Consider the following 13490-nt stretch of genomic DNA (forward strand, 5'->3'; position numbering starts at 1 on the left):
GCCATTTTCAAGTCGGCTTCGATCTTGCTGACTTGTGCCTTGAACTCCGGAAGATTCTTAAGAATGTAGGTGACTATCGTCCATCGAGATGCTGCTAATCGCCAGGTTTGCTACTCGATCACAATGATTCGTGGTGGATATGACGGTGAGTGAATTTCGTGAATGCTACCGTCCTCACTCTCGACAACGAAGACACCACCAATCCGCGCGTTCAGGGTCGCGTTTTGGGATGGTTCGATTCGTGTGATTCGCCCTCGCCTCCCTGCGGGCGTGATTGGGAACACCAATAGCTTCGTTTCTGTTTGGTTGGTGAAGCTTAATTCCGCGTGCCAGCGTCCTGAATTCGGATTCGAATGAATCGCGGGTGTCATTCGAAGTTGCTTCCTTGGATGTGACTCGATCAATTGCTCGGTCAAGCGATCGATTAGTTCTTGAGGGGCCGACTCCACGATGTTTTCGCTTTCGATGTCGCCGTTTCGATGATCGTAAAGTTCGCGATCGGTCACCGATCCAGTCTCAAAGTCCCGCCATTCGATAAAGCGATAGTCGTCTGTCCGCATTGAATAGCCTATGTACTGACGATCATCAAGGTATCGGTAGTATTGACTCATTGCCGTGTCATGCACTTTGGTTGTGGTGTCTTTCAAAACCGGCACGAGGCTGCGTCCATCGACAAAGTCTGGAGAGTCGATCCCGGCAAGTTCGCAGAGCGTTGGGTAAAGGTCCAGCAACTCCGCCAATTGGTCGGTCGTCTGTCCCGCTGTCTTCATCTCTGGATTTGCGATGATTAACGGCACCCTCGCGTCGATTTCATAGTTCGTCATCTTTCCCCAACCGCGGTTCTCACCGAATTTCCACCCGTGATCACTCCATAAGACAACGATCGTGTTTTCAGCGAGACCTTCTTCCTCAAGAGCATCGAGTAGCCGACCGATTTGAGCGTCCACATAGCTAACGCAGGCGTAGTATCCATGAACCAGATGGCGTCGTTTTTCCAGTGGCAATTCCGTGTCATCCCATGGTTTGGGCATGTCGATTAGATCAACGTAATGCGACAACTCACTGTTGTTACTCGGTGCGTAAGCCGGCGTGTTAGGAATCACGTGTTGATCCTCCAGCACCGGCAACTTGGATGGATCGTGCATGTCCCAATACTTTTTGGGCGCGACCCAAGCTAGGTGCGGTCGAATGTACCCCATCGCGAGAAAGAACGGTTCGGGTTGCTTCCCCAGGCGACGCAAGTCTTCGATTGCCATATCGGTTCGAGCACCGTCGAGCAGTTCGTTCTCAGGCAAATCGGGTGCGGCGGTGCTAGGGTTTCGTAGGTTATTTTTTCGCCAATCATTGGGAGGCAGTTCCTTCATCGCCGCTTTTACTTTCTCGCGAGTCCCTTCGGGGTACGGGTTAGGAAGCGATCTCATTTCGCGTATTGGCTCACTCCATGACTGCGGGTCGGGGGTTGGATTGTGATAGATTTTGCCGTGGCTCACGGCGGTGTAACCGAACTTGCGAAACCACTGAGGCATCGTTACTGCGTCCGGCTTGGCCTCGCGAAAGTGAATGGGTAACGTCCAAACACCCAAGTTATCCGGACACAGACCAGTCATCAAACTGGCTCTTGACGGATTACACACCGCAACTTGGCAGTAAGCCCGATTAAACTGCACACCTCTGAGCGCCAAGCCATCCATGTTCGGTGTGATCGCATTGGAGTCACCATAGCATCCCAACGACGGCCGCAAGTCATCCACAGCGATGAACAATACATTGGGGTGTTTTTGTGACGCAGTCTTGCTTGTTGATTCACGCTGGGCCTGAATCGCCATCAGAGTTTCAGTCGTTCGGGCATAGAGGACTCCATCCGAAATCGCTGGCGTGGCGAAGCACGGATGCCCCATTTCGTTCTTGGCTAAAATTTTGAACTGAGGACCTGCCTGCACGACATACATCTTTCCATCTTCAGAGGGAAAGTAAATTTTGTCCTCAGCGGCAACCAACGATGCGGAAATGGAAGCACTGCTGCCGAGTCGTTCCTCGTAAACCTTCTCTCCGGTCATCGCGTGAAAGCAACGCACAACACCATTTGTGTTGCCAAAATACAGGTAGTCGCCCCAAGCCACAGGCGTTGACATGTAGCTGCCACCCCGGTCGACTTTCCAAACCACGCCTTTCTCAGCCGCTGAATCGGATTCGCTCAAGTTGCCTTGGGCGGTGGTAGCAATCGCATAGATCGGTGACGGCCCACCATGAGCACTGGTGATGTAGATTCGATCTTGGTAGACGAATGGAGTTGGGATGGGATTGTCGCCACCTCCTTCGATCCGCCATCGTTCATCGCCGGTTTCAAGGTCGTAGGAAACAATCCAAGGCCAACCGTTAACAACGACTTGCGTTATATCGTCGCTTTTGTGAATGAGCGCGGTCCCCCAACTTCGTTCGCAATCACCTTGACGCGACTTTCGCCAAAGCTCTTCACCGTCCGATAGACGTATCGCTATCACATAAGGATTCGCGGGGGCATCGCAAACCAATACAATGCGGTCGTCATGGATGGCGGGAGAGCTCGCATAGCCCCAACCGATTCCATACTTGCTAACATTGACGATGCCCAAGTCACGTTGCCAAAGCAGGTTGCCGTCGTGGTCGTAGCAATAAAGGCCTTCGGAACCAAAGAAGGCGACAACATGATTGGCATCGGCAGCGATCGTCGTGTTGGCATGGGTCGCCTTGGCATGACGAGTCGCTTTGGGCTTGCCTTTACAAGCAGCTCTACGCCATTTTTCCTCACCGGTTGCTTTCTCGTAACACAGCACCCACCACGTTTGCTCACCCTCATCGTCGACCGCGTCGATGTTTCCATTTCGACCGACGTTCAGCGGTGCCTCGCCACTCGTTGGCACAGCAGTGGCAAGGAAAATTTTGTCGCCAATGATGGTTGGGCTCGCGTGCCCGAGTCCAGGAACGAAGACTTCCCAACGAATCGCTTCGTCGTTCGGGTCCGTCGCATCCCACGACGGAGCGATCGCTTGATCGTGAGCGACACCTCGCCCGCCCGGGCCTCGAAAACCTGGCCAATCGCTCTTCTCGTCAGCGAATGCGGACGCGAACAGACTTGCAGCCAAGAGACACGCTGTGGTTGGCGAGACGATTTTAATCATGGATATTTTTTCACTTGATTGAGGAACACCTGATTCAAACCATCGGAGTTAGCGACCGCAATATCGGCGAATCCATCCCCGTTAAAGTCGCCGGTGCATAAGCCGTACGTCGCCGTATCAGCAGCTCCAAAGTGCGTTTCATCGAACGCTGTCTCCAAGTTGGAATTGAAATAAACCGCATTGGCTCGCCCCACATTGCCCACGACTATATCAGGTAAATCATCGTTGTTGAAATCGGCCACATCCACGCAATAGGTCTTCCCGTCATTTGGGCCAAACGATTTTTGGGTTAGCACTCCACCGTTGCCGTCACCGAAGAAGATCAAATTAGCTGCGTCGACGTTGCCGACGACCCAGTCGACGTGACCATCGGCGTTGAAGTCGGCTGTGGCGATGGATCGGCTCGAAAGACTTACCGGGCCAAAGAGAGTGGGTTTCCGAAAAGTACCTGAACCGTTCGAAATCAAGATCGTATTCGGTTGCCGGTCGCGATTGGCAAGCAACAAATCGGGATGGCCATCCTCATTGATGTCCGCGACCGCGACAGCAATCGTCGAATCGTCCGAAGTTCCAAACTCTGTAGAGTCAGGGAAATTCGCGGCACCATCGTTCAGGAAAATACGGTTCTGCTGACTTCGACACGTCACCAGGATATCGATATCGCCATCACCATCGATGTCCGCGAGCGAAAGACTTCGGACGCTCGACGGATTTCCAAATTCATGTCCGGCCGAAAAGACTCCGTTGCCATCATTGAGCATGATTCTACACGGTGCGTTATCGTTGCCGACAGCAATATCCACATCGCCGTCCCCGTCAAAGTCGGCTGGCTCGCAAGCGTAGCTGGTCGATCGGTCAACACCCAAGGGGCGAACGACATTGAATCGGCTGCGGTTTTGATTCACAAACACATAGTTTTGCTGGGGCCAGTGACGACCGTTGGCCACGATCAAATCCGCGTCGCGATCACCATCGATATCTGCGGTTCGCACCGAAGCCGAACGGTTCGCCTCGGTCCCAAGAGTTAGGCGATCACCGGAGACAAAGATTCTTTCTTCTGCCTTGCAAGAATCATGGGGTGTTGCCGTGAACAGCAAGAGAAGTAAGGAGAAGAGCTGTTTCATCACGTTCCAACTTTCCGGCAATTTTAAGGGGATGAACAATCTTAAGAAAACGGTGGCGGTTTCGGGATCAGCTTGTCGTTATGCGGGGCGACTCGAGGTCATGCGGGGCGACTCGAGGTCATGCGGGGCGACTCGAGGTCGTCCGATCGGCCACGGTGTGTAGCATAGTCCGTTTTGCTCGGCAACTTCATCTAGCCAATGTTCGTCGCCAGCAATTCACAACTTCAGTCCCCACTGCATCCCCCCCCCATTCAAGGATGCACCGTTTGCCGAAAGGTGAGACATGATACACTGAGACGCAAAGCTCATTGATGAAGGGCTTCGACTGTCCGATGATGTGGACATACAATCGAGCTTCTCCTTCGTCGAAGGCGATAACTGCCCGCAGCCCCCAACACACTATGCGTCGAAACAAAGTCGTCTCACACGAGGTGAGATCTTTGGTCTCGCAAGACAGCGACCGATGCATCCCTCTGCAGAACGAAAGAACTCTCAAACCATGAAAATACCTCGCACTTCCTTGGTTCTACTCGCTTTTCTGTCAGCCAACTTTGGGAGCTCAAGTACAGCCGAGCGGCCGAATATCTTGTTTCTGTTCTCGGATGATCACGCGATCAAATCGATTTCGGCGTACGGCGGGGGACTCGCTCAGGTCGCACCGACTCCGAACATTGATCGCATTGCGGCCGAAGGGGCTGTGTTCCAAAATTCGTTCTGTGCCAATTCGATTTGCGGGCCATCGCGTGCAACGATCTTGACCGGAAAGCATAGCCATGTGAATGGTTTCATGCGGAATGGCAACAGCTTTGACGCGACTCAGTGGACGGTCGCCAAAGAACTCCATGCGGGCGGCTACACCACCGCCGTGATTGGCAAGTGGCACTTGAAATCCGATCCGGTTGGTTTTGACTATTGGGAGGTGCTGCCGGGCCAGGGAAGCTACTATAACCCCGACTTCCTTCAGATGGATGGCAAGCGAAAGCGATTCGAAGGCTATGCAACCGACGTGACCACCGACAAAGCGGTTGCATGGTTGGAATCGCGAGACACCTCAAAACCGTTCTTTTTGATGTGTCAGCACAAGGCACCTCATCGTACGTTTTCCCCCGCGCTCCGGCACCTCGGTGCGTTCGATGACGTAGAAATTCCGGAACCGGATTCGCTATTTGATGACTATTCAAAGCGGTCTGATTTACTGGCGAAGAACGAAATGGAAATCGATCGCCATTTTGATTGGGCGTACGACGCAAAAATTCGTAAAGACGAACGAGGCGACGTAAGCCTCCCCGCTCCCGACCGTTACGGGACGCCCGAATACAACCGCATGACACCCGAACAACGCCAAGAGTGGGACGCACATTTCGGCCCGAAGAACAAGGCGTTCCTTGCCGACTTCAAAGCAGGGAAGCTCGAGCATCGCGACGTCGTCCGCTGGAAGTATCGTCGCTACATGAGGAATTATTTGAGCACGGTCAAAGCCGTCGACGAAAGCGTTGGTCGCATGTTGAAGTACCTGGACGAGAATGACTTGGCCGACAACACGATCGTGATCTATTCGTCCGACCAAGGCTTCTTTCTGGGCGAACATGGCTGGTACGACAAACGCTGGATGTTTGAGGAATCGTTTCGAATGCCGTTCGTTATCCGCTGGCCCGGCGTTGTCAAAGCGGGTTCAAAGCCGAAAGAATTGATCCAAAACATCGACTACGCGCCGACGTTTTTGGACGCGGCCAAGCTAAAAACACCGTCCGCCGTGCAGGGCCGTTCGCTCGTTCCGCTGCTCACGGGCGACAACAGTAACTGGCGAAAGTCTCTGTACTATGCGTACTACGAATTGGGCGAACACGCCGTTCCGCAACATTTCGGCGTGCGAACGGATCGCCACAAACTGATGTACTTTCCTCAAACCGACCAGTGGAACCTGTTCGACCTGCAGACCGACCCGCAAGAGATGCAAAGCGTTCACTCGGACCCGGCTTACGAACAAACGCGTGAAGCCTTGACGGCCGAATATCATCGCCTTCGTGAAACGTATGATGCGCCGGAATACGAAAAGCTTTAGTCCGTTCGCTGGTGAAGTTTCCATCATTAGTGCACTCATTGAATTTGGCGAATACTCCATGAAATACCTCAGCTTCCTCATCGCGGTCACTCTCCTATGCCCCTTCATCCTGATCCACAACGTCCAGGCCAAAGAGGGCCGAGAGTTTGACACACAATCGATGAGCAAGGCGACTTGGCAGGACGAGGCAACTCGGCGGCTCAAAGGTGTCTACGATCGTGGGGACTTTCGGGCCGCCGAATTCCAGTCCACATGGCTTCGCGACAGTTCCGCCTACACCATGCGAGAAAATGACCCACAGACAGGAAAACCCGTCCGGTGGCGTTATGATGTGCTCAGCGGCCAACGCAGCAAAGCAGAAGCAGCGAAGGATCACAGCAAACGCCGCTCGCCAAACGGCAAACTGCAACTCGAGTCGCGAGAGGGAAGCTTGTTTGTTCGGAATGTTCAAAGCGATGAACAAACTCCGTTGTTGAAAGCCGCTGATGGTCGCGACATTGTGTACCGCGATCTTTGTTGGAGCCCCAACGGTGAATTCGTTTCGTTCGTCGAAATCGATCGAACCGACGTCGCTCAGCGCTCGGTGTTGGTTCCCAAAGACCCGTCCTACCCAGGCGTCGCGAAACACCGTTTTGCACGAGTCGGCGGTAAGATCGAATCGCTACGAGTTGGGATTATCGATGTTCAAAATCAAACGAATCGCTGGTTGTCGCTCGACACGCCCGACGAAGGCTTTTACTTGGGCCAAGTCGACTGGGTGCCGAAGTCGAATGAATTGCTGGTCGAAACATTCAGCCGATTTCGCGACAAACGAGAATTCCTGATCGCCAAACCCGATGGTGAGCTAACACGAATCTTTCGCGAAGTCAACGAAGCGTGGGCGGTGGGCAGCCACCAAATCAATTCGGGTGCGACGTGGATTCGTGATGGCGAAGCATTCATCTTGATTAGCGAAAAAGACGGTTGGCGACACGCCTGGCTTTGTTCGCGTGACGGCAAGCAAGAAACCTTGCTTACATCGGGCGAGTTCGACATCATCGACCGCGCCGCAGTGGATGAAAACGGTGGCTGGTATTACTTCTACGCGTCACCTGAAAATGGCACCCAAAAATATCTGCACCGAGTTCCGCTGGATGGATCGGGGACGCTAGAACGAATTTCCCCCGCAGATCAACCGGGCACTCACTCGTACGATTTTTCTCCGGACACCAAATGGGCCATCCACACCTATTCGACGCTGAATATACCGCCGATTGTTGATCTCATCGAACTGCCCGAACACAAGACGATTCGCGTGCTGAACGATCACCGCGAACTTCACGCCAGAGCAAAACAGACCATCAAGAACCCAACCGAGTTCGTCCAGATCGATATCGGCGATGGTGTGGTGATGGACGCATCGATCACCAAGCCCAGCGATTTCGACGAAGCGAAAAAGTACCCGCTGTTTGTCTACGTCTATGGCGAACCCTATTTGCAAACGGTTCTCGACCGTTGGGGCGCGGCTCAGATCGATTTTCATCGCGTTGTTGCCGACATGGGATACGTGGTCGTTTCGATCGACAACCGTGGCACGGCGTGTCCCAAGGGTGCGGCGTGGAGACGTTCGATATTTGGAAGCCTAGGGCCTTTGTCGACACAAGAGCAAGCGGCCGCCATCGAAAAGCTGGCCAGTATGAGGCCGTATGTTGATCTTTCGCGTGTCGGAATCTGGGGCTGGAGCGGAGGCGGTTCGAATACACTCAATGCGATGTTCCGCAAGCCGGACCTGTATCACGTGGGAATCGCCGTTGTGCCGAAACCGCAACCGCACTTGTACAACGCATGGTTCCAGGAGATTTACATGCGAACGCCGGAAGTCAACGCGGATGGCTACCAGCGTTCGGCACCGATCCATTTCGCAGAAGGCTTGAAAGGTAAGTTGTTAATCGTCACCGGTTCTGGCGAAACCAACACGCATATTCAGATCATCGAAGGTTTGGTCGACCGCCTGATCGAACTGGGAAAACCGTTCGACTACATGGTGTACCCCAACCGAGATCACGGTCTTCGCGAGGGCCCGGGTTCACTTGTGCATGTGCGAATGCTGATCCTCAGGCATCTGATCGAAAACCTTCCGCGCGGACCACGCTAAAGAGAGCGACGGCACAATCTTCTCAAGCCCGTTATTCTCGTGCCCGTTGTTCTCGCGCCCATTGGCGGCTTGCCAATCGATGAACTATTGGATTGGCCAATCATCTGTGCGAAACGATGACGCGGGCAGCCCTTCTTTATTTGCTAAGTTTGGCGTGTCACCGCTTCCAAAGGCGTATCGCACGGCAACAGGTTGAGCGACCGAATCGCTGCGAACCTCGATCGTGTCCCCATTGATTACAGCAGTTGCAGCGACGAACTTTCGATCGGCTCCCGCGATGGCAAAGTGACTTGGGGGCGCGCCGTTTTGTGTGGCCAATCCGCCGCCAACGTTTTCAAAGAACAGCCGAACGGTTGCTCCGTCGACTTCATGTCGCTCAAAAAGCGGGCCGGAATCCACAACGTCTTTGCGTCCGTACTCTCGAGCGAGAGCGAGATCTGCAAGCCGCTGGCCGACGGGTTTCTTCTGCTTCGGATGGATATTGGTCGGGTTTCCGATATCCATGGTGACAACCATGCCAGTGTTCGATTCGGACAAGGTCATCATCTGAGCTTCGCGCAGAAACGCGGCGCTGATCGGTTCCTGTTGATAGGCGAACGGCGCGATCTGGACGAAGTAGAATGGAAAATCCCCGGCTCCCCAACGCGTTCGCCAGTCGCGAATCAATGCAGGGAACAGCGTGCGGTATTGTTTTGGTTGCTTGACGTTGGATTCGCCCTGATACCAGATGACTCCGCGAAACGAGAACGGGATCAGTGGTCGAATCATGCTGTTGTATAAAACGCTGGGGTTCCGTTGGTTCAGCCCTATTGGTGTCTTTTTTCCTCGCCTGAACGTAACGCCCACGTCGTTTGCCGTCTTCGCATTGCTGGCGAACCATTCGTCGAATTCTGGAAACTCTTTCTTCAGAACCTCGGGGCTCACCCACGCTTCGGCTGATGAACCGCCCCAGTTGGTCGAGATCAATCCGATCGGAACATCCAATTCTTGATGCAATCGCGATCCGAAAAAGTAGCCCACCGCGCTGAAGTTCAAAACCGATTCGGGGCTACACGTTGTCCATTTCCCCTGGACTTCGTCGAGCCCTTTGAGTGCCAAAATTTGCGGCACGTCGCAGAAGCGAATCTGCGGATAGTTTGCTTTGACGACATCTTCTTTGAAATGATCGAGTCCAAAACCACGCATTTTCCATTGCATGTTGGACTGTCCGGAACAGATCCAGACTTCACCAACAAGAACATCCTTCAGCTGCACCGTTTCTTTGCCGTTGGTCACGTGAACCTGGAACGGCCCACCGGCTTTAGGAGTTTGGATTTTGGTTCGCCATTTACCATCGCTGCCGGCATTCGTTTGATACGTTTCGTTCGACCACGAAGGAGTCACCGACACGGTCGCGCCAGGATCCGTTTTGCCCCAGACGGGTGCGTCGGTTTCTCGTTGAAACACCATGCGATCGCCGAACATGCCGGACAAACGCAAAGCCGTCTGTTGTGGTGTCAAGTCGTCCGCCGACACCAAGGAGGCGAATATCAGACACAGGGGCAGAGCTGGAAAAAGAAGACGATTCATCGGAACGGCAATCAAGTTTAGAAAGTGAGTGGAATACGACACAAGTTATCGTCGAACCGATGGCCAAAGAAAAGCCTAGTAGTGTTTCGACGGTTACAAAACCTAGGGAATCGACCGAGTCTCTCTGCTCGAATCGTCAACGAAACGGGAAACGTGCTACAATACTACTCTTCGCAAAAATAGAGCTAAGTTCGCGGTTTGTTTTGCAGCGAACGCTGTTCGAAAAACCGACGACGGTCGGTGGTCCAACCTGATCGCCCCCCTTTGAAAAGCCGTGATCGCCCCCCCTTTGAAAAATAAAGATCGCTATGAAATTGCTCGGACTATCTCGTATCGCAATCGGTACGGTTTGCGGACTGATCATGCTCTCCCCGGCTCGATACGTGTTGGCCGACGACGATGCTGCCAGCATGAAAGTCTCCAAGCCCGTAGTCGATTTCGGCGAGGATCAATACACGCTCTCGGCATGGATTAAAACAACCGCGACGGGTCCGATCTTCACAGTCGCGCCGCTGGACGGAAACCATGTGATTGGTTCCAGGTGCATCTATATCGGTGAAAGCGGTCGGCTTAACTATCGGATCGAGGGCGCCGGGCACACGGTCGGTGGACCGAAGATCAACGATGGACGGTGGCACCAAATCACGCTGACGCGAATGATCTACGTCGATGGCAAGCGGGCTTCCCACGGCATCGACAATCCTCCGGATCTCGGTAGCGCTCTTTCGCCGGTTTTCGATAGCCCGGGAGGCGTCTTGAAAATCGGCCAAGGCGCCGAGGATTATCCTAACGATACGGTGCGGCAATTCACCGGTCAGGTCGACGACGTTCGAATCTATGATCGCCGAATGAGTGACCAAGAGATAGTCAAACACTTTGATGGCGAAACCGAGTTCCGCGACACGAATTTACTGGCGCACTGGCCCTTTGACGGGCACACAAAGGATACGACTGGCGCCGCGCATGACTTGCGACCAGTGGGTGAGTTCCACTACGTAGAGGGACGCGATGGAGGCAAGTCGGTCGCATTTGACGGCGCCGGTGCGGTATGGTTGCCGTTGACGGATCACGCGGAAGGCAAGACCGCACACATTATCACGTCGAAACTCCCCGAGATAACCGAGCCGACCTATACCGACACCCAATACGGTCCCGCGTTGGTCAAGGAAATGGGATTCCAACATTTACTTTTTGTCAAACGCGATACGTACACTTCGAGCCACTTCTATAGCGACTTCATCGATGGCTGCGGGAGATTCGGTAGCAACATCTGCGTTCTCGACATGCTGACGGGCGAGGTCAAGGATCTGTTTGAAGGCAAAATGACCGAGGGGATATTCGGTCGAGTCGATCTCTCGTTCGACGCCAAGCGAATCGTTTTCGGCTGGAAGGCGTCGGAATGGGAAGGCTTCCGCATCTACGAATCCAACGTCGATGGAACAGGCTTGCGGCAAATCACTTTCCCGCCGCAGGACGAAGCGCTGCGGATAAAAAAATACGATCGTTCGTCGGAATTGAAGTTCGCGAAGATCTATCATCATCAAACCGATGACCTGCATCCCTGCTACCTGCCCGATGATGGAATCATGTTCGTTTCCTCGCGGTGCGAGTATGGCACGCTATGCAACAGCGATGACCAACTAGCCACCACAGTGCTTTACCGCGTCGAGAGAGACGGGAGCAAACTGACGAAATTGACGAACAGCGCGGTTTCAGAATTCACTCCCTCCGTCGCGGAAGATGGACGCGTTATCTACACGCGATGGGAGTATATCGACAAGGGACAACTAGGCGTGAAGTGTCTTTGGTCGATGAACCCGGATGGAACCGCGTCGCGCGAGGTCTACGGCAATAACATCCGTTTTCCACCCACGCTGATCCAAGGGCGTCAGATCCCAGGTTACTCGAATCTGTTTGTAGCTATCGGCTCGCCCCACTATCCACAGAGCGGAACGGGCACGGTCGTTCTGATCGACACGACGAAGCCGATTCGCACCCTCGAGCCGATGAGTTACATCACTCCCTACGTCAAAGTAATGCAGGAGGGGGGATACAATCAGTACGACTTTGAAACCAACTATTGGACCCGTTCGCCGCGGGGGCCACTTTACCGCGATCCTTACCCGCTGAGCGAGCGATCATTCATCGTTTCACACAACGAAGACCGTACACGCGACGTGAGGGATCCATCGGCCTACGGACTCTACACGCTTGATCGGAACTCGCATCACAAACGGATTTACCGAGACCCCGACACATCGACTTGGTGCGCTCAACCGCTGCGTCCGCGCGTACGTCCGCCCATTGTTGAGATGCCTCGCGACGAAGAACTTGCAGGGAAAGGTTTGGCCGTCTGCTCGGTAATGGATATCTATCATGGAATGGAGAATGTCGAGCGTGGCGAAGTGAAGTGGATTCGCATCATGGAACAGATTCCACGTCCATGGGCTTCAAGAAGACGTTGGGAGCCGGCATGTGGACACACTCAGATCGCCGGCGGTGGCGGGCCGCTAAGCGTCAAGCTGCTTCGCGGGATTGTCCCCGTCGAGGAGGACGGGTCCGCGAACTTCTATGTCCCAGCGGATCGAAATATCTACTTCGAAGCCTTGAACGAGGACTATCTTGAATTGCAACGAGAGCGAACGTACGTCAACTATCGACCCGGTGAGACTCGATCGTGCATCGGCTGTCACGAAACGCCCGACGATGCGCCACCCATGATGAGAATGCCGTTGGCACTCGGCAAGCCGCCCGTGATGCCCCAGCCGCAACCGGGCGACAAAGACGCCGCGCGGCCGTTGCACTATGCAGTAGACATTCAACCGATACTTGATGAGAAATGCGTCAGTTGCCACGGCGAAACAGATCCGGCCGCCGATTTGCGATTGACGGGCGAGCACGCTTGGCTGGCCAACACGTCCGCTTCACAGCTCAGGTCTAAGGGGTATGTGCCCGGTTTTCTCGAAGGCAGCGACTTTGGAGGTACCGAGTACATTCCAGCCAAGACGATCGGTTCGTATGTAAGTCCGTTGATGAAACAGATCAAGAAAGGCTGCCCCGGCAACGAGAATAAGCTGACGCTCGCTGAGTGGGTGCGTATCGCGACCTGGATCGACGCGAATGGCGTCTATCACGGATCCTATTGGGGACGCATCGTTCCGCCGCATAGCGACCATCCCAACTACCGCCCGACGCCAACGCTCGAGCAAGCGATCGGCACAGTCAATCCTTATGAGGAATGGACGCCGCAGTGGAGGCCACCGACCAAAGAGAATTAACATCCCGATCCCGTGGGGGCAAAAACGCGACCGAGCACGTCGGCCGATAAAATTCGGGATTACGACGGCAGATGAGCCTCCATTTTGGGTCGAAAATCTTGCTCGCGCAGAGCGGCGCTGGCTAACAAACAATCGTAGCCCCAGGTCGGGGGCTTTTTCGCGAAC

At 54.1% G+C, this 13490-nt stretch carries 6 protein-coding genes; 3 read left to right on the forward strand and 3 right to left on the reverse strand.

Going from position 1 to position 13490, the window contains the following annotated elements; genetic code table 11:
* Positions 1-110: 110 nt before the first annotated feature.
* Together CA13_RS35775 and CA13_RS28360 are read right to left on the reverse strand one after the other, a co-directional pair.
* Positions 111-3158 (reverse strand): sulfatase-like hydrolase/transferase, encoded by a 3048-nt coding sequence (locus CA13_RS35775; protein WP_419194939.1) that lies wholly within the window; start codon positions 3156-3158, stop codon positions 111-113.
* Positions 3155-4282 carry an FG-GAP repeat domain-containing protein gene (locus CA13_RS28360; protein WP_146402424.1) on the reverse strand — a complete coding sequence of 376 codons (1128 nt, stop codon included), beginning with the start codon at positions 4280-4282 and terminating at the stop codon, positions 3155-3157. The genes CA13_RS35775 and CA13_RS28360 overlap by 4 nt, the downstream gene beginning before the upstream one ends.
* 499 nt (positions 4283-4781) lie before the next feature.
* Here CA13_RS28360 and CA13_RS28365 point away from each other — a divergent pair, with 499 nt between their 5' ends.
* A complete protein-coding gene (locus CA13_RS28365) occupies positions 4782-6344 on the forward strand; it encodes a sulfatase family protein (RefSeq protein WP_146402426.1) in 1563 nt (520 codons plus the stop codon).
* Between the two features lie 58 nt (positions 6345-6402).
* The gene (locus CA13_RS28370) at positions 6403-8478 is read left to right on the forward strand and encodes a S9 family peptidase (protein ID WP_146402427.1); all 2076 of its coding nucleotides are present in this window, start codon (positions 6403-6405) and stop codon (positions 8476-8478) included.
* 84 nt (positions 8479-8562) lie between these two features.
* On the opposite strand, the gene CA13_RS28375 is transcribed toward CA13_RS28370, so the two are convergent.
* Positions 8563-10047: a sialate O-acetylesterase gene (locus CA13_RS28375; RefSeq protein WP_146402429.1), complete on the reverse strand. Its 1485-nt coding sequence runs from the start codon at positions 10045-10047 to the stop codon at positions 8563-8565.
* Between the two features lie 308 nt (positions 10048-10355).
* Between CA13_RS28375 and CA13_RS28380 the strand changes: the two genes are divergently transcribed.
* On the forward strand, positions 10356-13325 hold the full coding sequence (locus CA13_RS28380) for an HzsA-related protein (protein ID WP_146402431.1): 2970 nt from the start codon (positions 10356-10358) through the stop codon (positions 13323-13325).
* Positions 13326-13490 lie beyond the last annotated feature (165 nt).

It is taken from the genome of Novipirellula herctigrandis, from assembly GCA_007859835.1.
In the GTDB taxonomy this organism is placed as follows: domain Bacteria; phylum Planctomycetota; class Planctomycetia; order Pirellulales; family Pirellulaceae; genus Novipirellula_A; species Novipirellula_A herctigrandis.